Annotated in this window: 20 protein-coding genes; 6 read left to right on the top strand and 14 right to left on the bottom strand. The window is 44.2% G+C overall.

Features of this window, described 5'->3' with window-relative positions:
- The first annotated feature begins 205 nt into the window (after positions 1–205).
- Positions 206–2,416 (top strand): Tex family protein, encoded by a 2,211-nt coding sequence (locus tag QUA40_RS02865; protein ID WP_333121623.1) that lies wholly within the window; start codon positions 206–208, stop codon positions 2,414–2,416.
- Here the strand turns inward: QUA40_RS02865 and QUA40_RS02860 are convergent.
- Positions 2,413–2,574 (bottom strand): hypothetical protein, encoded by a 162-nt coding sequence (locus QUA40_RS02860; protein ID WP_333121622.1) that lies wholly within the window; start codon positions 2,572–2,574, stop codon positions 2,413–2,415. The genes QUA40_RS02865 and QUA40_RS02860 overlap by 4 nt on opposite strands.
- Before the next feature lie 429 nt (positions 2,575–3,003).
- Positions 3,004–4,083, bottom strand: coding sequence for a PIN/TRAM domain-containing protein (locus tag QUA40_RS02855; protein ID WP_333121621.1), 1,080 nt, complete (start codon positions 4,081–4,083; stop codon positions 3,004–3,006).
- A 375-nt stretch (positions 4,084–4,458) separates the two neighbouring features.
- Here QUA40_RS02855 and hemW point away from each other — a divergent pair, with 375 nt between their 5' ends.
- The 4 genes from hemW (at position 4,459) to QUA40_RS02835 (ending at position 8,622) form a co-directional block, all read left to right on the top strand.
- Complete coding sequence (gene hemW / locus QUA40_RS02850) at positions 4,459–5,802, top strand: radical SAM family heme chaperone HemW (RefSeq protein ID WP_333121620.1); 1,344 nt, start codon at positions 4,459–4,461, stop codon at positions 5,800–5,802.
- 226 nt (positions 5,803–6,028) lie between these two features.
- Entirely contained in the window at positions 6,029–6,289 is a 261-nt protein-coding gene (locus QUA40_RS02845) for a hypothetical protein (RefSeq protein WP_333121618.1), read from the top strand.
- Between the two features lie 104 nt (positions 6,290–6,393).
- Positions 6,394–6,666, top strand: a complete 273-nt coding sequence (locus QUA40_RS02840; protein WP_333121616.1) for a DUF1830 domain-containing protein — start codon at positions 6,394–6,396, stop codon at positions 6,664–6,666.
- Positions 6,667–7,056: 390 nt separating this feature from the next.
- The gene (locus QUA40_RS02835) at positions 7,057–8,622 is read left to right on the top strand and encodes an FAD-dependent oxidoreductase (protein ID WP_333121615.1); all 1,566 of its coding nucleotides are present in this window, start codon (positions 7,057–7,059) and stop codon (positions 8,620–8,622) included.
- Positions 8,623–8,713: 91 nt separating this feature from the next.
- On the opposite strand, the gene QUA40_RS02830 is transcribed toward QUA40_RS02835, so the two are convergent.
- On the bottom strand, positions 8,714–9,580 hold the full coding sequence (locus QUA40_RS02830) for a lipid kinase (protein ID WP_333121614.1): 867 nt from the start codon (positions 9,578–9,580) through the stop codon (positions 8,714–8,716).
- A gap of 224 nt (positions 9,581–9,804) precedes the next feature.
- On the opposite strand from QUA40_RS02830, the gene QUA40_RS02825 reads away from it, so the two are divergent.
- Positions 9,805–11,103, top strand: coding sequence for a HEAT repeat domain-containing protein (locus QUA40_RS02825; RefSeq protein WP_333121612.1), 1,299 nt, complete (start codon positions 9,805–9,807; stop codon positions 11,101–11,103).
- A gap of 133 nt (positions 11,104–11,236) precedes the next feature.
- Here the strand turns inward: QUA40_RS02825 and QUA40_RS02820 are convergent, their stop codons facing one another.
- From QUA40_RS02820 to QUA40_RS02770, 11 genes are all read right to left on the bottom strand, one after another.
- A complete protein-coding gene (locus tag QUA40_RS02820) occupies positions 11,237–12,373 on the bottom strand; it encodes a DegT/DnrJ/EryC1/StrS family aminotransferase (RefSeq protein WP_333121610.1) in 1,137 nt (378 codons plus the stop codon).
- 180 nt (positions 12,374–12,553) lie between these two features.
- Positions 12,554–13,165: a sugar transferase gene (locus QUA40_RS02815; RefSeq protein WP_333121608.1), complete on the bottom strand. Its 612-nt coding sequence runs from the start codon at positions 13,163–13,165 to the stop codon at positions 12,554–12,556.
- Positions 13,166–13,225: 60 nt separating this feature from the next.
- Positions 13,226–14,425 carry an ATP-grasp domain-containing protein gene (locus tag QUA40_RS02810; protein ID WP_333121607.1) on the bottom strand — a complete coding sequence of 400 codons (1,200 nt, stop codon included), beginning with the start codon at positions 14,423–14,425 and terminating at the stop codon, positions 13,226–13,228.
- Between the two features lie 66 nt (positions 14,426–14,491).
- A complete protein-coding gene (locus tag QUA40_RS02805; protein WP_333121604.1) occupies positions 14,492–15,631 on the bottom strand; it encodes a DegT/DnrJ/EryC1/StrS family aminotransferase in 1,140 nt (379 codons plus the stop codon).
- On the bottom strand, positions 15,628–16,776 hold the full coding sequence (locus QUA40_RS02800; protein WP_333121603.1) for a glycosyltransferase: 1,149 nt from the start codon (positions 16,774–16,776) through the stop codon (positions 15,628–15,630). The genes QUA40_RS02805 and QUA40_RS02800 overlap by 4 nt, the downstream gene beginning before the upstream one ends.
- A gap of 8 nt (positions 16,777–16,784) precedes the next feature.
- Positions 16,785–17,960 carry a glycosyltransferase gene (locus tag QUA40_RS02795; RefSeq protein WP_333121601.1) on the bottom strand — a complete coding sequence of 392 codons (1,176 nt, stop codon included), beginning with the start codon at positions 17,958–17,960 and terminating at the stop codon, positions 16,785–16,787.
- Entirely contained in the window at positions 17,950–19,323 is a 1,374-nt protein-coding gene (locus QUA40_RS02790; RefSeq protein WP_333121599.1) for a hypothetical protein, read from the bottom strand. Before QUA40_RS02790 ends, QUA40_RS02795 begins: the two co-directional genes overlap by 11 nt.
- 57 nt (positions 19,324–19,380) lie before the next feature.
- Positions 19,381–20,532 carry a glycosyltransferase gene (locus QUA40_RS02785; protein ID WP_333121598.1) on the bottom strand — a complete coding sequence of 384 codons (1,152 nt, stop codon included), beginning with the start codon at positions 20,530–20,532 and terminating at the stop codon, positions 19,381–19,383.
- A gap of 35 nt (positions 20,533–20,567) precedes the next feature.
- The gene (gene murJ, locus QUA40_RS02780; protein WP_333121597.1) at positions 20,568–21,926 is read right to left on the bottom strand and encodes a lipid II flippase MurJ; all 1,359 of its coding nucleotides are present in this window, start codon (positions 21,924–21,926) and stop codon (positions 20,568–20,570) included.
- A gap of 53 nt (positions 21,927–21,979) precedes the next feature.
- Positions 21,980–23,461: a DUF4832 domain-containing protein gene (locus tag QUA40_RS02775; protein ID WP_333121596.1), complete on the bottom strand. Its 1,482-nt coding sequence runs from the start codon at positions 23,459–23,461 to the stop codon at positions 21,980–21,982.
- Between the two features lie 62 nt (positions 23,462–23,523).
- Positions 23,524–26,307: a polysaccharide biosynthesis protein gene (locus QUA40_RS02770; protein WP_333121595.1), complete on the bottom strand. Its 2,784-nt coding sequence runs from the start codon at positions 26,305–26,307 to the stop codon at positions 23,524–23,526.
- Between the last annotated feature and the right edge of the window lie 330 nt (positions 26,308–26,637).

Genomic DNA, 26,637 nt, shown 5'->3' with positions numbered 1-26,637 from the left:
ATGCTAACATCACGGCAGCATCCCAAAGAGAGCTTTCACGGGAGTGCAAGCCGGAGAGCTACAAGCGAGAGATATCGGCTTTGCTGTGCGGGAAGATCGCACTCCTAGAAAGCGATTTTAACAAAAATGGGATGATTCCCTTTTCTTCCTCTCTTCTGTGAAGTTAATCTAAAATCTAAAATCGACTGATCCGAAATTCTGCACTATGCTCGACATTCCTCAACTGATTGCTCAAGAACTTTCCATTAATCTGTCTCAAGTCAATAATGCTCTGGAACTTTTCGCCGAGGGAGCAACTATTCCGTTTATTGCCCGCTACCGCAAAGAACGCACGGATTTGCTGAATGAGATTCAGTTGCGGGATATCTCCGATCGCTTCACCTATTTGACGGAAATCGAAGACCGCAAAAAGTCGATTTTAGAGACGATCGCCTCTCAGGGAAAACTCACTCAAGAACTGCAAGCGAAAATCGAATCTTGTTTGCAAAAAAACGAACTCGAAGACCTTTATCTGCCTTACAAACCCAAGCGGCGGACGCGAGCGACAATTGCTAGGGAAAAAGGTTTGGAACCGCTGGCAAATTTTATCAAATGTCTGAACTTACCGACGGCTAAACCCGCTGATTTGGAGGCGGAAGCCGCTAAATACATTTCGGAAGAAAAGGGAGTTAAAACAGCAGAAGAAGCTGTCAAAGGTGCTGCGGATATTTTAGCGGAAGCGGTTTCGGAAAAAGCGGAATTGCGCGCTTATTTGCGAGAGTTTTTGATGAAAACAGGAGTTTTTGTCTCGAAAATAAAAGATGATTTCCCGGAAGGAAGCACTAAATTTGAAATGTACCGCAATTACCAAGTTGCAGCGAGAAGCGTTCAGTCGCACAATATGTTAGCACTTTTCCGGGGGGAAACGGAAGGGGTTTTAGATTTGGAACTGGCTTTTGATGAATCCGCAGTGATGGCTTATTTGGAAGCTCAGGAAATTAGAACTAGAATACCGGAAGTTAAAGAGTTTTATCGATCGACTTTGAAGGATGCCTTCAACCGACTGATGAAGACTTCCTTGATTACGGAAGTGCGATCGCACAACAAAGCCGTCGCTGATATCGAGTCGATCGCTACTTTTGAAACCAACCTCCGCGAGTTGCTGCTGTCGGCGCCGGCGGGAATGAAACCGACACTGGCGATCGATCCGGGATTTCGCACGGGGTGTAAAGTTTCCGCCCTCGATGAAACCGGGCAATTTTTAGAATATCAAGCAATTTTTCCGCACCAAGCGGCCGCTCAGCGACAGCAAGCTGGTAAAATTGTCAAGCATTTAATTGAAAAATATAAAATTGAATTAATCGCGATCGGCAACGGTACAGCTTCCCGGGAAACAGACGAATTTGTTTCGGAAGTTTTGGCCGAAATGGAAAGAAAACCGATTAAAGTCATGGTGAATGAATCGGGTGCATCGATTTATTCAGCAAGCGAAGTGGCGATCGCCGAATTTCCCGACCTCGACATCACCGTCCGCGGCGCAGTCAGCATCGGACGGCGCTTGCAAGACCCCCTCGCCGAACTCGTGAAAATCGACCCGAAATCAATAGGAGTCGGTCAATACCAGCACGATGTTGACCAAAAACTGCTCAAAAAGAAACTCGACGAAACAGTCGAAAGCTGCGTTAATTATGTCGGAGTTGACTTAAACACAGCCTCCAAAGAACTGCTGACATTTGTATCGGGAATGACGGCAACAGTTGCCAAAAATATCGTCAATTACCGCAACGAAAACGGCGCATTTAAAAATCGCCGCCAACTCCTGAAAGTTCCCAAACTCGGGCCCAAAGCTTTTGAACAAGCAGCGGGGTTTCTCCGCATTCGCGGCGGCGAAAACCCCCTGGACAATACAGCAGTTCATCCCGAAAGTTATCCTGTAGTGCAGGCGATCGCCAAGGATTTAGACTTGCCGCTGACAGGAATAACACAAATATCGGAAAAAATCAAGACTGTAAACATCAAAAAATATGTCACAGAAAAAGTCGGAGAACCGACACTCCGAGACATTATTTCCGAACTAGAAAAACCGGGAAGAGACCCGCGAGCCGAGTTTAAATATGCCACTTTCCAAGCAGGAATTAAAGAAATCTCCGACTTGCAAGTTGGGATGGAATTAGAAGGCATAATCACGAATGTAGCTAACTTTGGAGCCTTTGTTGATGTGGGAGTGCACCAAGATGGTTTGGTTCACGTTTCTCAATTAGCCGATCGCTTCGTGGACGATCCGAAACAGATTGTTAAAGTCGGACAAGTTGTGAAAGTGCGGGTTTTGGAGGTGAATGAGAAGTTAAAGCGGGTTAGTTTGACAATGAAGCTGCAAGAAAAACCGCAACCGCAAAATGGCAATAGTGCGAGGCTTCCGGCCCCGCGCCGCCGTTAAAAGTTTGGGGAAAGGTGAAAAAGGGCGATCGAACCGCGAAGCGCGTTAGCGAAGCGGCGCGTAATATCAATTCCGGTTGCATCGGAATTGTCAAATCCAGTCAACAGCGATGCCATGAGCGAAGCCGAAGGGTCAACAATCACGGATGGATGGTGCAACCGGAATTGATAGAATTCATCTGCGTTAATCTGTGTTTATCTGCCTGTATCTGCGGTTAAAAAAAGATAATTTCAGCAAGCGCAGATGACAAGGGATTGACGCTAATTCACGCAGATGAAGAGAATAGAGATAGGAATAATTCCGATGCTAACAGATTTGATATAAGCGCTAGGACAGGAAGGAAGAGAAAAGAAGAAGAAGCTCATTTTAATGCTGTTCTGGGGTAATTGCTATTTTTTATTGGTGGCTTTCCAAGTGCCACCGTAGAAGTAAAAAGGATTGTTTTTACTTACCGATTCCCAACATTTAAGACACAAAAAAAACCACTGCCCCGACTCGTCATACCGGGCGCGGTAGAGAGTCGGGGCAGATTGGGAACAGCGATCGCAATATTTGATTCTGATTGCCCTGGCCATTGTTACTCAGTTTCAAACAATAACGGATTCTTGAGGACGGGCGAATATCATGCGGCCGGCGCTAGTTTGCAGGGCGCTGGTGACTACGACTCTGGCTTCGCCGCCGACATAGCTGCTTCCTGCTTCCACGACAACCATTGTGCCGTCATCCAAGTAACCGATTCCCTGAGAGGGTTCTTTGCCTTCTTTGCGGATTTTTAGTTCGATCGTATCTCCCGGCAAATAAGTGGGGCGCACCGCATGAGTCAAGTCGTTGATATTCAAAACCGGCAGTTTTTGGACGGTAGCTACTTTCGATAAGTTGTAATCGTTGGTGAGCAAAATGCCGTCGATATCCAAAGCGAAGCGGACTAATTTCGCATCGACTGTGGCAATATCTTCGTAGTCTGCCGAGTGAATTTGAATCCGTTCTGGATATGTTTCTTTGATGCGGTTGAGTACATCTAAGCCGCGGCGCCCGCGCACTCGCTTTTGATCGTTGGCGGAATCAGCTACCAGTTGCAGTTCTTGGAGCACGAATTGCGGCACGATAATTTGACCTTCGAGGAAACCTGTTTCTAGCAAGTTTTCAATTCGGCCGTCAATAATGCAGCTAGTATCGACAACTTTGGCACTTGCTGGTTTGAAAGTACCTTCGGCTACCAACACCGTGTCAAAGCTTTTGGGGTTGATCAGTCGCAAGAAAGCGCGGCCGTGGGTGTCGGTCAAACTGACGCCGGTGAAGCCGAACATGACGCTACCCAAGACTGCTACTAGAGGTTTGATGAAGCCGAACTCGCTGGGAATTGGTAGCAGGAATAGCGGAGCCAGCATTAAGTTGGCTACTAGCAGTCCGATAATTAAGCCGATCGCCCGCGTCAGCAGCATCTCCACTGGCATATCGCGGACTTGTTTTTCCAGGCGCCGATAGGTTGTTTGAGCCACTAATCCCATCACGAAGCCGATTAATGCTCCAAACGAGCCTAGTACAGAACTTAAACCTTGTATATTTGTAACTTGCTGCAGCAGATTGCTCGGCAGGAGTTCGACTCCGTAATAGCCGATGCCTCCGCCTGCGATTATGAATGAGATTATTATGATTGCGTCTAGCATTAGTTCTAGGTTAATGAATTTATTCACATTATATCTTTCGAGTGCTGATACTTGTTTTCATGCTGTGGTCGGATATCGCTATATTTACTCAGGGATTTTCATAAACTTATATTTCGCGGTTGTACCCTTTGGGGGATGTGCCAGGGAGTCGCTCGGAATTTACCACGCCGGGCCGAAAGCAGGCACGAGGTGCGAATAGACCGCCCTGCGTGCTGTCCGGGAATTTTTGCATCTCAAAATCGGTACGACGTTAAATTAAAAGAGCCGATCGTTCGCAGCGCTTTTTTGGTAAGAAAATGTCATAATATACATAATTATTCATGATTGTTTAATTAAAACTTTAGATTTGAAGTGGCGCTTTCGGCTTGAAATGTAATGAACCCTACCACAGATTATTTAACATTTGAATTAAAAAAAAGTGTGCAAGCGGCAAATTCCGGGATTCCTAGTTCGGCTTACCTGCACATACCTTTTTGTCGCCGCCGCTGTTACTACTGCGATTTTCCGGTTTTTGTGGTGGGCGATCGCAAAAATGGCGAGAATTCCGGCACAATCGTGCAATACGTTGCTCTACTGTGTCAAGAAATTCAAGAAACTAAAAATTTAGGCGCATCTCTGAAAACAGTTTTTTTTGGCGGTGGCACGCCTTCGCTGCTTTCTGTCAGTCAGTTGAGCAATATTTTAGAGACTCTCGACGCCAAATTTGGGATTGCTGCTGAGGCGGAAATTTCTATAGAAATAGATCCTGGTACGTTTACTTTAGAACAGTTGCGGGGATATGCAGCGGCGGGAGTAAATCGAGTTAGTCTGGGAGTGCAAGCTTTTCAGGATGAATTGCTGCAAGCTTGCGGGCGATCGCACTCTGTCGCTGATATTTTTGAAGCAGTGGAAATAGTGCGATCGGCTGGTATTGTCAATTTCAGTTTAGACCTAATTTCGGGACTGCCGCACCAAACTTTAGAAAACTGGGAAGCTTCCCTGAAATCGGCGGTGGAAATTAGCCCGACTCACTTGTCGAGTTACGACTTAATTGTTGAGCAGGGAACTGCTTTCGGGCGCTACTTTGAAGCAGGCGCGTACCCGCTACCAGCAGATGAAACCGCTGCAGGAATGTACCGTTTAGCGCAGGAAATTCTGACTGGTGCTGGCTACGAACATTACGAGATTTCCAATTATGCTCGGCCCGGTTATCAGTGCCGCCACAACCGCGTTTATTGGGAAAATCGCCCTTATTACGGTTTGGGAATGGGGGCGGCGAGTTACGTGGAAGGCCGTAGGTTGACTAGACCTCGCAAAACTCAAGAATATTATCAGTGGGTGCGATCGATCTCTAGCCTCAATTCCCCTGCAACTCCTCAAATTGGGGGGGAAACCCACCCAGATATTTACTCAGCAATTGAGCAAAATTTTCAAGTTTCAGAAAATGACGTTTTGTTAGAAACGCTGATGCTAGGTTTGCGTTTAGCAGAAGGAGTTAGCCTGTCGGCGCTGACCGAAAAGTTTACGCAGCAAACGGTTGATAAAATTTGGCATTGTTTGCAGCCCTACTGGCGGCAAGGATGGGTGGAAATTATGACCGAGGATAGGGCGAGCGCAACTTTAGGCGAGGGTGGGAAACTACCGCTTTCGGGAAATTTGAGGTTGAGCGATCCCGAAGGTTTTTTATTTTCTAATACAATTTTAGCCGATTTGTTCAGCAAGTTAGGCGAGGATAATTAGCTCTGTCTGAGGAAGTATATCCCAGGCCAGCGCGATCGGCCATAAAGCCGTGGCCGCCAATACCACCGAAAGCAAATTCAATTGCTCCCTAGCTTGATCATGTCAAAAATAATATATTTTCTATCGATCCCTACACAAAACTTAAAGGCGAACTAAGCCTTGAGATAGAGGCCACGACTGCACTCCAGCCGTCATACTTAAGACTGAACATTTAAAAAGTAATTTAATGAACACTTTAACTATCGATCGCAACAAAACCCAAAACCAGCCCTGCCTTGTAATTAGCGAGCGCGTTTGCAATCCGGCTTCCAAGTGTAATTTTTGCGGTCACTACCAACAGGCAAGAGGTTCAGTCGGTCACTGTCAATTGTTGAACGCACCTGTTAGGGGAGGATGGAAATCTTGCACTTTAGCAATGCCGGCTTTTGCACCTTCTTGGGAATACGTGGAAGGCGCTGATGTTTCCCCGGCAAAATTTATTAATTAACCCAAACAATATAAAAAGAATGTGTTTTAACGGGTAATATGCTATATTAATTTCAGGCCAGTCGCCGACGATCGCTCGCACAATTTCACCAACAAGTTAAAAAAATGAATTTGACACTGACTCAGGTAATTTCCGAACCTCATGGGCGTATTTTGTGTTGGTATCTTAATAATACTAGCACAGTGCAAATCGCTCGCATTACAAATATTCCTAATTGGTATTTTGAGCGGACAGTGTTTCCGGGGGAACGTTTTTTGTTTGAAGCGCTGCCGGAAGCTCAGTTAGAAGTTTGCAGGAGTGCGGATACGGGTGGTATAGTGTGCGAGCGAATTTTGTGCGATCGGCTGCGAGTTGAAGAGTTAAGCATTGCTGATTGAATATAATTTCCCCGACTTACCGCCGAGGGGTAGAAACCCGGTTTTTTTCATAAACCGGGTTTCTCTGTATGAGGATAAAAACTCTGTTTGTGATCGCACTTGCGACATCAGAAACCCGATTTATTCGTATATTTATCGTTACTCATCCCAAAATTCGTAGAAACCGAGTTTCTCGCCACTCTATGCGTAAGCCCTGAAACGGTCGCAAATGTTAATCTAAGGAGCGTCAATTAAATAATTTCCCTTTTTTCTTGTGGGATGGGCGTCCCGCTCGTCCTTTCTGACGGGCGGGACGCCCATCCCACAACAGTCATGAAAAGTGTAAGTTATTTAATTCTCATTCCTAAGCTAAATTATAAAAAACCCACCACTGTTTAATACTAAAACCCGATGTCCCTCACCGAACAAATCCTCTCCCAACTGCCAGGAGACGCCCTCGGAGGCCTGCGAAAGGTCGATCGACTCTGGGAAAACCTCAAACAAAACACCGCACCAGCACCTCAAGCAGTCAAACACAGTCAACAACCCCTCGAAACCCTCGACTTTGACATAGTTATCGGCGGCGGAACCCTAGGAATATTAATCGGTACAGCCTTAGCCGTGCGGGGTTGGCGAGTAGCCTTGCTCGAACGCGGCACCCTGCGAGGCCGCGATCAAGAATGGAACATTTCTCGTAAAGAATTAGACGCATTCTTAGAACTAAATCTACTATCTGTTGAAGAGATAGAAAAAGCTATAGCCACCGAATACAACCCAGCTCGCATCAGCTTTGCCAACACCCCCGACATCTGGATTTCGGGCGTACTAAACATCGGAATAGATCCAGTTTACCTCCTCGAAACCCTCAAGCAGCGATTCCTCGAAGCTGGAGGAAGGCTCTTTGAAAATACACCCTTTAAAACAGCAACTATTCACCCTGATGGAGTCTTGGTAGAAGCTGCCAATACCGATACACAACCTGCTACAAATTTATTTAAAACCAGATTATTATTAGACGCAATGGGACATTTTTCGCCCATTGTCCGCCAAGCAAGAAAAGGCAAAAAACCCGACGCCGTATGTTTAGTAGTCGGCAGTTGCGCTCAAGGATTTCCCAAAAACGAGACGGGCGACTTATTTGCATCCTTCACCCCAATGCAAAATCAGTGCCAATATTTTTGGGAAGCATTTCCAGCCAGAGACGGCCGCACCACCTACTTATTTACCTACATAGACGCCGACACAGAAAGATTCAGTTTAGAAACATTATTTGAAGAGTATTTGCGCTTGCTTCCCCAATATCAAAACGTCGAACTCGAACAGTTAAAATTCCAAAGAGCACTCTACGGATTCTTCCCCTGCTATCGCCAAAGTCCTTTAAAAACGCCTTGGGATCGCATACTCCCAGTCGGAGATAGCAGTGGCAGCCAATCTCCCCTCAGCTTCGGCGGTTTCGGGGCAATGGTACGCCACCTCAAGCGCTTGACTCTAGGAATTGACGAAGCTTTGACAAGCGACAGTCTCAGCAAAAATTCCCTCGCACTTTTGCAACCCTACCAGCCGAACCTATCAGTTACCTGGTTGTTTCAGCGTTCGATGAGTGCTGCGATGAATCAAAAAATAGACCCCAATCAAATCAATCAACTTTTGGCTGCCGTATTTCAGGTAATGGAAGAGTTGGGAGAACCGGTACTCAAACCGTTTCTTCAAGATATAGTGCTGTTTCCGGCTTTGTCCCAAACCCTGTTTAAAACAGCAATTAGCCATCCCGGATTAGTTATGAAAATTATCCCACAGGTAGGAATAGGTAATTTGATCGATTGGATGGTTCATTATGTGAATTTAGGAATTTATACGGGATTGCAGCCTTTGGGGAAAGCCGTAGAACCGCAGGTAAAAAATTTAGCGCCGGAGCAGCAATACTATTTTCACCGATTAGTTGAAGCGTGGCAATACGGCGCTGGAGGCGATTATTAAGTGAACAGGATCTCTGGCCTGTTACACAAGAAAAATTATTGATTGTAGCACGGGCAGTATTGCCAGTTTCTGATATATGACTGGTAAGTTATTAGGGAGCTATAACTGCTAAAACTTGGGGAATAACTCGGAACTTTGCAGGCGTGTAAGTGGTGATTTCACCGTCGGTATTAATCGGACGGCGTGTGCTAGTATTAACCTCAAATTCTTGAGCGTGCAAGGCGCGAACGTTAGGCCAACTGGTATGATTTCCTTGCCTCATAGCCGGCAGCAAAGCAATGATTTCCCACCAGTCTTTTGTTTCCAAACTATACAAATCCAGTCGCCTATCGTCGATTGTGGCATCCTCGGCAACTGTCATGCCACCGCCATAGTAGCGGCCGTTGCCAATGGCAATTTGAATAGTTTTAACATTAAAAGATTGGTTGTTTATCTTAATTTCGGCTCGGAACGGTCGCGCTGAAAAAAATGTCTGCAAAGCAGTAAAAGCATAAGCTAACACTCCCCAGCGCTGCTTTACGTCTTTAGTCAGCCGCTGGGTAATTTCCACGCTTAGTCCCAAACTCGCAACATTAAAAAAATGTTGGCCGTTAACCCAACCCAAGTCTATTAGCCGAACTTTACCGCTGGCAATTACTTGACAAGCTGCTGATAAATCTGTAGGAATTCCCAGAGTGCGGGCTAGGTCGTTAGCCGTTCCCATCGGCAAAATACCCAAGGGTAACTTCGTCTCTATCAAACCTTCTATGGCGGCGTTGAGAGTGCCGTCCCCACCGCCGATTATTACTAATTCGACTCGATTTTGGTAGGGGCGAATAGTGTCGGAAAGTTCGCGGGCGTGGTCGGTAGATTCTACAATTAACTCAAAACCCAGTGCTTCTAATTCTCTAGTGGCTTGGGATAATAGCTTTTGCCCTTTTCGGGAGTGCTGGTTTACTAAAAGTAGAGCTTTCTTCATTTGTTAATTTTTTATTAGGAATATTGAGGGTGTTTAATTACAAAAAGTATAGCTTGATGCCTTAACTGGATGCAATTAATGCTTTACTTCCATTTTACCAGTTATGATGGATTGACAAAAATGTCAAAAAAGGGATAATTGTAGCAAAAGATTCCTAAAAAGTACCTGCCGCTCTGACCTAGCAGCAAAAAACCTCGCTTTTCGATCGAACCTAATTTAAAATTATGTGTAATATTTTAGAAAAAGCGCAAGTCGCTGCCGATCGCCAAAACTGGCCTGGGTTAGTCGAATGCTTGCAGCAAGTGACAGCCAAAGGCAGCAAACCGCAGGAACAACACATTTTAGATCGAGCTGTGAGTTTAGCAATACAAGCCTTAGAATGGGGCGATTTTCAAGACCGTTGGGAAATTGCTAAAGTATTACCCTATCTGGGAAATGGCGCGATCGCACCTTTAATTGCCGTACTCGAAGACGAAGACGCTGACACAGAGCCCCGGTGGTTTGCCGCCCGCATCCTCGGAAAGTTCGATCGCCCAGAAGTGATTCAAGCTTTAGTAAAATTGGTTAAAAATTCCGACGAAGAATTGAGCCAAATCGCCGCCGAAACCCTAGGAAATTTAGGCCCGACAGCCATAGAATCCCTCGCAACTCTCCTACTCCAAGAAGACTCGCGAGAGTTTGCAACAGCAGCACTCGCCCAAATTCGCCGCACCGAAACCATCGCACCGCTGTTGAGCGTAGTCGCAGACTCTCAAGTTGCGGTACGGGCCGCCGCAATCGAGGCGCTGAGCAGCTTTCACGACTCCCGCATCCCGCCGGTACTGGTAGCAGCACTCAAAGATCCGGCGACAGCAGTCAGAAAAGAAGCCGTGCGAGCTCTCGGGGTGCGCGCCTATTTAGATGCCGAATTAGATTTAGTTAACTTGCTCAAACCTTTGCTTTCGGACATTCGATTAGAAGTTTGCAAGCTGGCGGCGATCGCGATCGGGCGAGTGAAAACCGATGCTGCAGCGGCTGCTTTATTTGAATTGCTGCGATCGCCCACAACTCCGGTTGAACTGCAAATCGAAACTGTGCGCGCCCTAATCTGGATGGAAACTGCAACCGCTTTAGCATATTTGCATCAGACATTAATGGCGCAATTTACTAACATAAATTCTACTGTTTATCAAGAGATAGTCACTGTTTTAGGCCGAGTAGAAAAGCTGGAATTAAAAGCTCTTGCTGCTAAAATTCTGATTGATTTGTTGAAAACAAATCATCCGACCGTGCAGGAGGCAGTTAGCAAAAAATCTTTAGCTTTAGGTTTAGGAAAATTAGGAGATATGAGAGGGCTAGATGCTCTGATTTCAATGTTGGGCGACGCAGACAGCAGCGTCAGGCTGCACTGCATGGCAGCGCTAAAACAGCTAGGTGCTGCCGAGGCCAGGCAGAAATTAGAAAACTTAGTGAAACAAGAGAGTCTCGAACCAAGATTGAAACAAGAAATTGCGATCGCCCTGCAAGAATGGCCGGAAAATTAATCAAAAGACAGAAGACGTAACTCCCCAACTTCTTGAAAAATTCAGGGATATAATAATAGCGATCGCATCTTTCTTCTTCCTGACCTCCGTTACATCCGTTAGAGAATCTGTTGTCGAACTTCCTTCGGCTAGATCATCGATTTTCTTTGTGAATTTGGGCGATCGCACTTGTCACCCGCTCTAAATCTTCATCAGTTAAATTAGAGCCAGAAGGCAAACAAAGCCCGTATTCAAATAACTCTTGGGCCACCGCACCTTCAATACATTCGCAATCGGCAAATACTGGTTGTAAGTGTAAAGGTTTCCAAACCGGACGCGCTTCTATTTTCTCTTGAGCAAGTGCTAAACGAACTTGTTCTCTATCTGCACCGAAAGCGGCCGGATCGATTGTTAAACAAGTCAGCCAGCGAGTAGATTTTCCAAAAGCAGCTTCCGGCATAAATTCGATTCCCGGCAATTTTCCTAAAGCTTGTTGGTAAACCTCAAAATTGTGTCGTCTCGCTTCAACTCGCTCCTCCAACACCCGTAATTGACCGCGACCAATTCCCGCCAAAACATTGCTGAGACGATAATTGTAGCCAATTTCTGAATGTTGGTAATGAGGAGCGGGATCACGGGCTTGTGTTGCCAAAAAACGAGCTTTTTCTACAATTTTTTGGTCGTCTGAAACTAACATTCCGCCGCCGGAAGTGGTGATAATTTTATTGCCGTTGAATGAGAAAATGCCGATTTTACCAAAACTTCCCGGCGCTCTATTTTTGTAACTAGCCCCTAGAGATTCTGCCGCATCTTCTATTAGCGGAATTTCATAAGCATTGCAAGCTTCCAGAATTGGGTCGATATCGCAACTTTGACCGTAGAGGTGTACGATAACCACAGCTTTGGGTAATTTACCAATTTTTGCTCGTTTGTCAAGTGCCTCTCGGAACAAATCGGGGTTGAGATTCCAAGAAGTGCGATCGCTATCGATAAAAACTGGTTTGGCACCAAGATAAGTAATTGGGCTAGCAGTCGCAATAAAAGTTAGAGTCGAGCAAAAAACCTCATCTCCCGAACCGACACCAATTAATTGTAAAGCCAAATGCAAAGCTGCGGTACCGGAACTAACAGCCGCTGCGTGTTTAGCGCCAACTACTTGGCAGAATTCTTGCTCGAAAGCATCCACATGGGGGCCGACGGGGGCGATCCAGTTGGTATCAAAGGCTTCTTTGACGAACTCCTGTTCGAGGTAGCCCATGTGAGGTGTTGATAGGAGAATTTGTTTGTTCATTACTTTTAAGCTGGCTTGTTTACTACGAACTTGCTGTTATCGTAAAGCACGATAGGTAGGGAAAAACCCTGAATTTAGCAGTGTTGTTGATTGTAAATCAGGCAATATTGCCAAGCTGTTGCGGCCCGCACGCCATACAAATTATGAGAATAGATGAGATATTGGAAAGTAAGATTGATGCTAATCAGCCACCCGATTAGACCTAACGCCAATCGTTTCTAAAATATACTTTAAATCTTGCATCAAAGAACACTTTTCCATGTACTCCAAATTGATTCGCACTTTATCTGGGTAAATTATTTCGTTGTTATACTGCACTGGATCGCTAATTTTTGCGAGTATTTCTTCTTCATTTCTGTAAGCGAGAGTTGCAGGGCCAGTAATTCCCGGTCGCAGCAGAAGCAATTTCCGATCGTCACCCTGCAATTTGTCTGCATAACCCGGAACATCGGGTCGGGGCCCTACCAAACTCATTTCGCCAACGAGTACATTCCACAGTTGTGGCAATTCATCTAACTTCCAGCGTCGTAAATAACTGCCAATTGCTGTCACTCGCGCATCGCCTGCAACAGTAATCGAGCTATCTTCCACCGATCGCACCCTCATAGTCCGAAACTTTTTGACATAGAAAATCTGTCCACCTTTGCCAACTCTTACTTGGGTAAAAAGGATAGGACTACCCGATGTGATCCCGATCAATATAGCTATCAGTGCCATTGGTACTGCTAGAATTATTAAACCTAAGAGCGCAATTGTCAAGTCACAAATTCGTTTACCAAATTGCAGGTACATATTGAATTCCTCGATAAACATCTTGCCTGTGAAATAACATAAGTATCAAAAACCTAATAATTATTGCATCATTTCTGTTGCCACAGGATTAAGATTTCCCCCCGATGCTAGGAAAGAGCTGCCATAGTGGGTTAATTCCATCAGCAAAGGCAAAGGATCGTGCCAGCGAAAGTCATCGTATGTGCGCGGGCGATTGCTAAATAGTATCCGTCCTGCCGAAGCTAGCGGAGCCAGACCTTTTCCTGTGCGGAATTCAGCTACACCTGCTATAATCTCACCTACTATCCACAAACTGGCAAGTGGTTGTAACAAAGGTTTAAAACAATCCGAATCAGGCTCACCTTTAGTTAACATAGTTACCAGTCCTCTGGGAAAATCAAAGCCATTCTGAACAGCCAGATTCAGCGCTCCCCAAAAGCGGGGATTCATTTCGATGAGATAGGCAGAGGAAAGCTGAGAATCGACAATAAAGTCAAAATGTCCAATTCCTGTCCAATTCAGTGCTTTTGCCATCCTTTGGGTATAGTCGTGCAGCAACGGAAATTCGCAAGGTTCGCGCAGTACGCTCGTGCCAAAGCCTGCTTCTTTGCAGCGCAAGTAGCGTTCAACAAAACAGGCTTTGACTTCGCCATCCTTGGCAAGAAAGCAACTTCCAAATACACTGCCTTCTGCATATTCTTGTAGAATCGGCAACTGATTATTGGCCAAACCAAAATTATCGACTACTTCGCGATATTTCTGGCGAGTTTCTTCCAGAGAATTGACGCGAAATACACCTTTGCCGCTATTGCCACGCCGCGTCTTGATAATTAGAGGAAATCCCAACTCTTGCGCGCATGATTCTAATTCTATGAAATTGGCAGGAGCCAGAGTTTTGGGAACGGCAACTTTTGCGGCTGCAGCGATTTTAATAATTTCGTATTTGTCTAAAACTCTAATGAGTTCGGTGCGAGGAGGACAGGCAATTAGCAAATTTTCGGGGAGGAGCTCACGATAAGTTTGTATGGCTAAAGCATCCTCGTGGACTGGCAGCAAAACATCGATATTTCGCCGCTTGACAATTGCCGATATTTCTGTTACGTATTGCTGTGGTTCTTTGAACGGATCGGGGACGCGATCGAAACCGCGAACAAATCTCGAAACCCGCACCATGCTCAAAGCAGTTGAACCGCAGGCATAGACTTCAAATCCAGCGCGGCAGAGGCTTTCTGCGGCAATGTAAGCTGTGCGGCACCATCCGTAAGTAAGTAAAATTCGCATAATCATCCTTTAATTAGTTAATCTTTTACTCAGACAAAGCTTCAGCACATAGTTCTTGAGGTAGCTTTACATGGTTACGCTCCTTAAAGCAGCAGCAATGTATTCTATCGACATTTTTCCCAAACTTGTATGACACGGCACAAGCACCAACCGCTCTGCAAGTGCGTGCGCGTTGGGGAGTTCATTTGGCCCGCCCAGCAATAGGGGGTAGGGTGTTTCGGTTTGCACGCCACGTTCGTACAGAGAACAGCGCACGCGATACACATACTCTTGCGCTTGTTCCGGCCCGCAATTGACTAGCAGGGGAAACAAATGTACTTTCGTCTGAGCTGCCGTGTCTGCCAATGGCTTAAGCGTCTTACAAGCTGCCAAAACTTCGTCCAAAATGCCCGTGTTTGCCTGCTGCTGCGCGACCAGTTTATCGCGCCGTCGCCACTGCGTCAGCGCGATCGCTGCTTGCAATTCCGACATCTGTCCGGCACGCATTTCCTGCAAAACAGCCCGTACTTCCTTCTGCTTCTCCAGCGATGGTGACGTAGCCCCCCCCAAAGCTTTTGGTAAATACTCACGTACAATAGCCCGCAAAGCATAATTAGCCAAAAGCGGTAATTGGTCTTTGGCTTTTGATTTTAGGTCTGGGAAATTTGGTTTCAAATTGCCCGACTTGAGCCATAAGACTCCTCCGCCAACTGCCGTTAGCGCTTTGAAGTTAAAGCTCCACACACCCGTCATGCCACGGAAGCCACAGGCGTCGTACCCTGCTTGATAAGCCGCGTCCTCAATCACTGGCAAGCCCAAGCTGTTAAGCAGCGCGTAGTCTTGGTCTAGTCCGTAAGTGTTTGCGGCCAAAATTGCATCCACACACCCAGCACGAACCATTTGCGTCAATTTTTCCGCATTGAACCGCAAGGACGACCTAGCACAATCAACCGCAACAATTTCCGCGCTGCCTGCCCGTAGACCTGTCAAAGCCGCCGGACAGATGTAACCTGGCACAGCCACGCGCCGCACGCGCAGCGCCTCAACTGCCAACGCCAGTCCGTAACGCGCCGACGCCAGTAAATGAGGTCTCCAGCCTGATGGGGCAAATGCCTGCAATTCTTGAGTGAGCGTGTCTGCGTAGCTCCGCCCCACTAAGGCTAACGCAGCATTCGCAAGTTCCGACGCACCCCAGTCTGGTATATTGATGCGAATGTGTTTTTTCATCTATGACTCAGGGCTTCGGCATAAAGGTTTTCATGAAGTTTGATGATGTGATCTATCTGATAATTCTCCATTTTATGTCGTCCCTTTTTTCCCATTGTTTGTACTTCTTCTGAATGATTTAAAACCCAATCCATTGCTTGTGTAATTCCCGGAATATCTCCTGGTTCTACAAGGATACCACATTCGTCTTCAAGGATATCCTGAATGCCCCTAATCTTGGTTCCAATTACAGTTATTTCCATCGATAAAGACTCCAACACGCATCTAGCTAGTCCCTCTTGTTCGGAAGCTAATATGGTGGCGATAGAAGCTTTTATAAGAGTGGGGATATCACTTCGCTTTCCTAAAAAATGTACTTGGTTTTTTACTTTTAAATCTGATGCTAATTGCCGCATTTCTTGTACAATCTGGCTTTCGCCCGGCCCAGCTAAAGCTAAATGTACTCCTGGTCGATTCAATGCAGCAAAGGCCTGGATTATATCGCGAGGACGCTTGCGGGGGATCAATTCTGCCACTGTTAGAAACAAAAAACTTTCTGTAGTTATTCCCAAGTCTTGACGCACCCGTGCTACTTCAGCTTCCGGAACCAAATCAGGATGGTAATAATCCAGATTCACACCTATTCCTGGCATATAACAAATGCGATCTGATGGCAAGAGATGATGTTTTTTTGCTGCTGCTTCATCCTCGCGATTGATCGTCACTAAATAATCAGTCCAAGACCCAGCCAGGTGTTCCAAAGCCTGAAAAATAGCATTTTTTAACGGTTTGCCTAAAGGATGGAAATGAAAGCCATGAGCTGTATAAATTACCTGACATTTTTGCTGTTTTTTTAAATCTTTGAGGGCGTATCTAGTAACAAAAGCAGCAACCGGCGTATGTACGTGAATTATATCGTATTTTTCTCTTTTGACAACCTCTCTAACCACTTGCGGAGCAGCCAAAAAATTTCTCGGATCTAGAGGATTGCGCGACCATTCTACATCCCAGACGCGATCGAATGCCTGCAAACATTCAGCATCGTCTGAAATTCCGCAAGCCATTGCATCCACTCGCCAACCCGCAGCGCGGAAGTGAGCGGCAAAAGGCAGCAAAAAAGCATGGATAGTTCCTGGGATAGTAGTGATAATTAGAAGGCGATTCATCTTAGGAGTTATTTGCGTTTGTTAGCAGTTAAGGCACTTTCATACAAATTTTCGTACTGAGTTACCACAGAGTCTAAAGAAAAGAATTCAACAATTCTAGAGCGAGCTGATTTTCCTAAAGTTTCCCTTTCCTCCTCATCTAGAGCGATTAACTCTTTCCAGGCATTTGCCAGCGCTTGAGGATTTTTGGGAGCTACTACTTTTCCGGTATTGGAGACAATCCAAGCTGAATCGCCTACATCTGTAACGACGCAAGGCACCCCGCAGGACATCGCCTCTCCTACAACCAAAGGAAATGCTTCACCGTAAGCAGAAGCGACAGTAGAAATATCTAATGCAGCAGTTAAACGAGGGATGTCGGTGCGCTCTCCCAACAGGTGAACGCGATCGCCAATGTTCAACTCTTCAATTAATTTTATGAGAGACGTATTTTGTCGATCAACTTTAGTGCCAATCAACAAAAAATGTACATCTGGATAGGTTTTTAACAGCAAAGCAGCAGCTTGCAGAAAGTTAGCATGGTCTTTCATCGGATGATAGCGACCGATCGCGCCAATCAGCGTCGTTTTTTCTGGTAATCCTAGCTCAGCTTTCACCTCTAATTTGTCTTCTAGTGATGGCAGCAATAAGGAAGTATCAAACCCGTTGGGAATGACGCTATTATTGTTACGGTTATAACCTAACGCTTCATGTTGCAGCTTGCTAGCTTGAGACACATAAACCACCCGAGCAGTTAATCGAGATAGATAAGCACACCATCTAATAATCTTAATCGTTAGACTTTTTTCTGATGCCAATGAACTAATTGAATGATGAATGCTCCACAAAACCGGTGTTTTCAATAGGCACAGCCCACTCGCTAATTGTGCTGCTAAATTGGCGTGATACATCCAACCTTGAATTAAGTCGGGCTGGAGTTTTCGCACTAGGCAAACTAATTTCCATATTGCTGCTGGTGTAGCTATTCCTGCTGTCATGCCCATAGTATAGACCGGGATGCCTAAAGATTCAATGCGATCGCCAAAAGTTCCCCGATCGATCAAAGAAACTACAATAGGGTCAAACCTTAGCCGATTAGTTTTAGACATAAGTTTATAAAGCATCATTTCAGCTCCACCCGTTGAGAGTCCAGTGATAATATGTAGCACTACAATTTTTTTAGATGAAATACGGTCAATAAACATGAGTTTTCCTTGGCCTTTTGGGTGTTACAAACTCTTGATTAACTAAAATTAATAAAGTTAAAGTTGACATAATATACCAAAAATTGGCTACCAAAAATACTCTTGGATCTCCCGACTGCTGATAGTCAACCCATACTTGCATTGTTAAAGCGTAAAGATATATTATCCAAGGGTTCTCAGCCATATTTTTAATTAAAATACTTTGTAAGTAGCGGCCAATCCATCCATAACAATAGGAAACTATTAGAAGTCCCGGCCAAGATAAACTATAAACAGCGAAGGCCAAAAAACCAGTCGGAATTTCATAGTTGAGATTTCCTTTAGCCGAAAGAATATATCGCGTATTAATAATAGAAATTGTTTCAGGTTTATTTATATTAAATATTTTTTCAGGTATAAAATACAAAAATCCATATATCCAGTCAACAAAAAAACGAAAACTATAATATTGATCGAAAGCTGTATCGAGGGACTGGATGGGAAAAGCAAAGTTAGCCATTAACTTATAAATACTAAACTCTTCATCAGAGGAATGACTATTTTTAGCATCTATGAATTTATCCACTACGGCATCAAAACCGCTCTCGATGGCGCTTAGGCTCCAAAAAAATTCTTTTCCATACAACAAAAACAAAGCACCAAAACCAAATATAGGGATAGTCTTCCAGGTAAAAGTCTTGCCTCCCTTCAAGACATAAATTAAATAAAATCCAAAAAAGTAATATATGAGTATGGCACGACCCCCTGACAAAGTTGAGGCGATAAAAGCAACAATTACAGAGCTAAAAAATCCGACGCGCAAAAATATTTTAAATGGTTTACTTTTAATTTCTCCAAAAGCAAAAGAAGCGAGCAAATAGGATGCAAATAATGAGCAATACATAAAGTGTTTAACGAATACAAGCGGACCGCTGTCAACTCCAGCATTCGAGCGAATCAAAGTTATGTTAGCCATAGCATTTAAAACACCACCATACTGAGCCCCATATATATAAATTGCCAGACAAGATATAATTAGTAATAAAAATGAATACCAAAGAACATACTTATTATTACTTTTTTTAATAGTGACCTTTTTTCCACAGCTAATCGCTGATTTTGTATGGAAGCCAATCAGCACAACTAAATAGCCTGTAAAAACAGCAAAAATTGTTTGTATATTACTCGTATAATTTAGTCCATTTAGAGTCATTTCAGAGCTTGAGTTGCCCAAATTAGCTTCTAACAAAAAACCTGGTATAGCATAGGATAGAGAGAACATAAAATGACCTAAAGTAAGAAAATCCAACTTTCCCGTTTTTTTGCGTATTATTTCTATAAAAAGCATGAAACCTAATAATCCTACGTAAGTTAATGCTACCATATATAGTTCTCTTCTTTTAAATAATCCTCTCTTTATTATAGTATTCCATATCAATATTCAGACCTGGATCAATAATGCCAGATATTCAGATATCGCTTTGTCTACACCAAAAGACATCCCTCGTTGTACGAGCATATTCCGATCGACGGGAATTTCAAGTACCTGCAACATAGCTTCAGACATTGCTACTTCGTCGCCGACTTGCACTAAATGTCCGTATTTTCCTGCTTCTAAAATTTCATCAGGACCACTCGGACAATCTGTGGAAATTACAGGGCAACCACAGGCCATAGCTTCAATTAACACTGTTGGCAATCCTTCCCAACGAGAGGAAAGTATAAAAGCACTAGCTCTGTTTAGATACGCATAAGGATTTTCGACAAACCCAGGTAAAGAAACATCTTCAGAAATTCCTAGACACGCGATCGCTGCTTCTAGTTCACTTCGACACTCTCCTTCGCCTAAAATCATCAAGCGAGCGTGTTTCTGCTTTCTGAGCAGGGCAAAAGCTTCGAGCAGAGTTGAGAAATCTTTCTGCTGTGTTAGTCGCCCTACCGCCAAAAATACAGGTACCTCTCCATCTTGAAACCACGGATGGTTGAGATCGGCTTTGGACTTGGCAATCAATTCATTATCAACGACTGGGTTATAAACAGTAATCACTTTCCCTTCTGAAAGCCCGAGCTGTAGTTCTAAATCGCGCGATACGCCAGTGGAAACCCCTACAATGGCATCAGCGCTGGGATAAAGTAAGTTCATCAGCGGTGCAACCAATTTAGCCTGAATTAATTTCGACTTATTTGAGGACATGGTGTTGTGTTCTACTACCACTAATTTAGTTTCTGTGCGAGCCAGCTTTCCGGCTAACAATGCCACTATGTTTGCATGACTGAGGTGCGACAGGAGGGCAAGTGGCTGATTTTGGCGTAGATATTTCGACAAAGGCAGGATAGCCTTGATGACACGTCCTGCTGAGAGATTGACAACGCGAACCCCATCAGGAACTTGGTTTAAATAGGGACCCTCAGCAGTAGCCAATACTAGATCTAATGGAATATTTTGGTTTGACATACCTTTGAGCAAGTTGACGGCAACCCGCTCCGCACCTCCACCATGCAAATTAGGCAGAAAGAAAGCTATACGTCTTGTAGTTTTTGGTTCTCGTATCTCTCGTTTAGTTGTTAAGTTGAAACCGGGCAGGTGCTTCATTTTTTAATTTTTTTTAATAAACAATAAAGGTTTTTTTACAATAAGTTATTTTTAATTTTTCTATGAACGAACCAAAGCAGCGAGAAGGAAGAAAACAAGTATACACAACTCGTAGACAAGGCAATTCCTTTAATTCCTATCCATTGCATAAACAGATAATCTAAGCTAATATTTATGAGTAAGCTACAGCCAAAAAACCAGATCAATAAATGATTAAGCTGCATAGAGGTTATTAACCTAATCGCCAAAATATTGATCGTATAAAAAGGGATCTGCAAAGCATATAAAGATTGAATTTCAGCCACTAGGTGTGTATTTTGGGTAGTGAATTCTCCTCTTTCAAAGAGAATGTGAACTATCGGCTCAGAAAATACAATAAAGAAGATTGTCATTGGGACAGTAACAACTAAAATGATTGCTATCCATTGCCTAAGAGTACGATGCAAATTGCTCCAATCTTTATTAGCAACCATCTTGGAAAAGTAAGGAACCAAAACAGTACTCAATGCAATACTCATCAGGCTAATTGGGGATGCAATCAACCTGTTACCATAGTTGAGTGATGCTACACTTCCCGGCAATAAAATTGCTGCCATAGATTGATCTACTACCCCAGCGCTACAAATTATAAATGCAGCTACAATCATAGGAATATACTGACCGGCTACCTGCTTCAAGTAAGTGTCAAATCCATACCACTTGGGGCGCAATGATATACCCTGCCGATTCAATGCTGCTCCTATTACAACCATCTCTATTCCCCCTCCACAAAGTAGCGCTCCGGCCAAGGCATATATTCCCCAACTCGGGAAGATTAAGAGAAACAATATGCCAACAACGTGGGTAGTAACAGGAACCACTGCTGCTAAAGCAAAACGTTCTCCTGCATTCAAAACAGCAGCCCAGGTGCTCGCAATACCCGTCAGTAGAATAATCGGTGCAGTAATGCAAAGTAGAGAGAATGTAAGGCTCAACTTTTGGGAGCTAAATCCTGATGCAATTAATGGTAAGTAAAGTGGCGCTGTAGCTAATACTATAGCTATTGTGAGCACCAGTATTCCTGCACTCCAGATAGTTGCTCCCGAAAAAAGTTTTTGAGCAGCTTTTATGCCCTCTTGCTCTCGAACCTGAATATAGGTGGGTACTAGGGCAGAATTAAACGAATTAGCTATCACATTAATAATAAAAGCCGGAACCAGCAAGGCAATCAAAAATGCCTCTAAATCATCTCCTGTACCAAATCTCCATGCAATGAATAACTCTTTGAACACAGAGACAATTTTAACCATTGCTGTCAATAAAGCAACTGTCGTAGCCGCACCAAAGATTTTACGACTGAGAGATCCACTTGTTAGATTTTTCCAGATATCAATCAACTTCTGCAAGTGACGCATTTTAATTAGGATCAAATTGGAGGGCAATTCATTTATGAGCTGTGGGATTTTTTTTACATAGGGGCGACAATAATGCTTTGCAACAAAGAGTTATAGCCCGTGGACACTTCCCAAATATCTTGATTAGCCAGCCTGATTGAATATTCTGGGCGCTTGTATAGCTTGGGAGTTGGATCGGGTAAATTTAACAATACATCGTATTCTCCGTATGGTGTATCTGCTGGGATAGTTTCTGCAAAGTTTATTAGTCTGGTCGTACCAGCCATCCACAGGCGCGGATCTGTATTAACAACCCAATGGTATTCTTTTTTTGTTTCGCGGTTGCGTAGAACCACTTCTACTTTACGAGGATTGTAAGGGCTAGCCCATCCTTCATTGATAATTTCAAAACTCATTGCAAAAGTACCATTAGGTTTGACAATTTTTGGGACTTTTGAATTAACAAGACGGAAGCGATATCCCAAACGACGCTTAATTTCCTCCATGCAGCCTTGCTTTATCCATCCCTGATACACTGCTGTTGCATCAGGTTGATTCATTGACAGACTGCTCCAGTGCATCCTAGCCAAGTCAGTTAAGGCCCCTGGACAGTCATCGTATTCTGGGGGCTTACTTGGCCATGCAGGTTCACCTCCCTGCACTACATATTTTGTATCAAGATTTAGCCAGGTTTTCTCTTGCTCTATAATAGTGGGATTGGTACTGCCATAGGTTCCAGCATCATCTATACCCGCTCTAAAACCATCGTTGTGATGACCAGTTCTAGCTCGAGCAGAACCATTAAATGCCTCTTCAATAGAGAGGGTATTTATGTTATTAAAAATCTGTTTTTTTTGTTTGGAGTAACGTATGGTAACCATCCGTTCAGTCGGTAGCACAGACAGTATTTTTAGGAGAATTGCTCTAGCATCATCCGTAACATCTAGAGTCCAATTATCTATAAGTTTGTTAGTTGAACTATGCCACTCTCCCCAATACCCAACAAAACCTGCATCCATGTATGCGATCGCATCGTAGTTCTCTGCCAAAATTGGCTGCAACTGATTCAAGTGTGAGATAATTTTCTCGCGCGGAGCATCAGCACCACCTCCTAGCCAATTGTAAGAAAATCGGACAATCAACTTTACCCCAGCTTCGCGGGCTGTTTCGCAGTCCTGCGAAATTATCTCTAGGAATGACTGTGATAGTGGTTTTTCTCGAAATTCTGAAAGCAGGTAAATCCGGCGCACCAAAGTTATGTTCTGACTTTTAACTTTTTGTAAGTCAGAGACCTGTAAGGGAGAAACTGGGTTATTACCCATAGGGTCAACGGCTACGAATAAACCTCTTTCAGGATTGGGAAAATTCTCAGCACTGCTTTCATAGGTTAATGTGGTTTGATTGGAAGCAACAGTAGCAACAGTCGGTTGGCATGAAGCGCTCGCCAACAACAAGATTGACGCCAAAGGAAACTCTATATATTGTCCTAAATTCATGATTTCCCTGCCTGCAGCTGTTGATTTTGTGAGCGCTAAGTCATCCACTCTGATTAACATACTCATCAACCTCTTTTATTTGAGAAAATGAGTATAATTTAAAATTATCAGGTAATTTTTGGTTAACTTTTAACAGCCATAGCCCCCATCAATTTTTCTACATTAGAGCCTTCTACAGGCTTCGAGAAAAAGTATCCCTGTCCGTAGACGCACTTCATAGATTTTAGCTGAGCTATTTGCCAGTTCGTTTCTACTCCTGTGGCAATCATTCCCATACCTAACTCCTGAGTTATGGCAATAATTTTGTGAAGAATTTCCAAGTTCGGCTTACTAGCATCAAGCCCGCTGACTAAAGAGCAATCTAGCTTCAAACTATCGAATTTCCCATACTTCAGCCGCGTCAATTGGTAGAGATGAGTTAATGATACATCACTGAGCCCGCAGTGGTCTATTTGTACTTGCACCCCTAAAGTTTTAACTTGGACAAACACAGACCCAGCCAACTCGGAATTTTGCGTCACAACATATTCAGGAATTTCTAACGTCAAACTAGAAGCATCGAGATTTGTTTCTTTCAATATTTTGGCAATCGTATTGATTAAGTCAGCTTGGAAAAACTGTTTGCTAGTCAGATTCACGCTAACTGTTAAAGGAGACTCAAGACCAAATTGCGACTGCCAAATTCGCATCTGGCTGCATGCTTGCCGCAGTACCCACTCACCAATAGGAAGAATCAAGCCCGTTTCTTCTGCCAGTGTTAGGAATTCGTCGGGCCAAAGCAAACCTCGATTGGGGTGCTGCCAGCGCAACAGCGCTTCAAAACCACTAATTTGATTGGTTTCCAGGCAGACGATCGACTGATAGTAAATCCGAAACTCCTCATTGGCAAGAGCCACCCGTAAATCATTCTCTAACTGAACAGATGCTGCTGTGCTAATCTTTGCCACAGCGGTGGTTTTTTGGGCTGTATTGGTGTGCCAAGTGGTAGTTGAATAACCTGGTACATACTCAGGCACTAACTGCTGTAGCATTGAGACAATTAAATTCACATCATTCCGATCGCCCGCTTGACAAAGGGCTTCTACTTCCTGGTCAATATTTTCTTTCACTATGCGGCTGGCATTGCCGAGACTCAGAATTTTTTCGTGTTTAGTGCGGTTGTATTTTTCGCCCGTAATAAACAGTTCTTCAAACAATTTTTCTCCCGGTCGCAGCCCTGTAAACGCGATTTCTATATCTTTGCCCACTTCATATCCTGAGAGCCGAATCAAATCCTTTGCTAAATCGAAAATTCTGACTGGTTCCCCCATCTCTAGCATGAATACTTCCCCGCCACCGCCGATGACTGCCGCCTGCAAAACCAGTTGAACTGCTTCGGGAATTGTCATGAAATAGCGAGTCATATCTGGATGGGTAATTGTGAGCGGCCCGCCCTCAGCAATTTGTCGCTTGAAAGTAGGTACGACGCTACCGCGGCTGCCAAGAACATTACCGAAACGAACCACTACAAACGGGTTTTTGCTTTTTTTGGCTGCTTGCAGCACCAGCATTTCGGCAACTCTTTTGCTAGCTCCCATAATGCTAGTTGGATTCACCGCTTTGTCAGTGGAAATCATCACAAATTGTTGCACATTGTATTTCAATGCCATATCCAGCAGATTTTTCGTCCCCCGCACATTGTTAGTAATCGCTTCCGGCGGGTTTAATTCCATCATGGGTACGTGTTTGTGAGCGGCCGCATGAAAAATCATGTCTGGTCTGATTGTTTCAAAAACGTACTCTAATCGCTTTAGCAAGCGAATGTCGGCGATGCAAGCTGTCACGCGAGTAATATCTGTTTGGGTTTGGCTGGCCTTTTTGAGTTCTGACAGGACTTTTGTTAGTTCTTGTTGAATATTGAATACAGAATTTTCTCCGTGTCCGACGATGATAATTTCTGCGGGAGCGCACTTTAATATTTGCCGACAAAGTTCGCTGCCGATGGAGCCACCCGCACCAGTAATTAGAACTTTCTTGCCTCTAATCAATCCCACGACTTTCTCAACATCAGTTTGAATGGGCTCGCGGCGGAGCAAGTCCTCAATCTGTACTTCTCTAAGGCTACCTAAACTGACACGACCGTTGATGATTTCATTGAAACCGGGGAGGGTGCTGGTTGGAATTCCAATTGACTGACAAATTTCTACGATCTCCCTAATCTCTTTTCCCGGAGCTGAGGGGATGGCAATTATGACTTTGGCGATATTTAGGGATAGAACTACTTCCGGAATGTTACAGCGATTGCCGACTACAGTCAGTCCGCGAATCTGCTTGCCGATTTTTTTGGGGTCGTCGTCTATGAAAGCGATTGGATGGAGTCCTACCTCCGGGCTCGTCTGCATCGTTTGCATCAGAGATGTGCCTGCACTGCCCGCACCGACTATCAGGACGCGATTGCGCCGCTGAAATTTCCACCGTTTTGGCCTCCATCTTTCCAGGGCGGGAATGCTGAAACGAATTGCCGCCACTAACAAAAAGCTGATCGTAGCGTCTTGTAGCGGCAGCGAGCGTGGCAGATTTGCGATCGGCGAATTATTTAGCTGGTAGAGTTCTTGGAACAAGATAATTTCCACTGCTAGGGATATACCTATCAGCATCGTTATTTGTGCCATTTCTTCCAGACCCGCATACTGCCAGTAACGCTTGTATAAGCCGCCGGCATAAAATACTATAAGTTTGACTGCTACAAATAGTACAGTAATTATAGCCAGACTCTGTAAGTAGGGAGCCAGATTGAATCTACCATCTAAATGAATTTCCAAGGCTACGAAGGGTGCGAGCGCCAAACAAATTGCATCGATTATCAAAAAATGACGGGTTCTTAATCCCACCAACATTTTACTGAGTTTTCTTATGTTCCTATTCATCACACGCTCTCAGACAACAAGTTTACCGTAACTAGATCGAGTTCGTAATGCTGAGGTATTTTTTTCTACCACCCTGCCCGCTGAAATTAACCACCCTTTTAAGCGTCGACTCTCACTTAATTTATATTACTAAGCAATAGTCCGGACTGTTTTTAATTACAAACGGTAGAATGCGGGTTGGGGCTTCCTCATGAACGGAAATCTTAACTGTAGAATGCGGATTTTGCCCGCAACTCCAAAAACTTTCCGGAGTATTGGCTAAGGAAATATTATTCAGAATATGTCCCAGGTCTTAATTTTATTTTTGATGTTATTTTTCAGATTAAATTT

The sequence above is a fragment of the Microcoleus sp. Pol11C3 genome (assembly GCF_036701485.1).
Lineage (GTDB): Bacteria > Cyanobacteriota > Cyanobacteriia > Cyanobacteriales > Microcoleaceae > Microcoleus.
The sequence above is the reverse complement of the archived record's forward strand: the minus strand, read 5'-3'. Positions and strand labels throughout refer to the sequence as shown.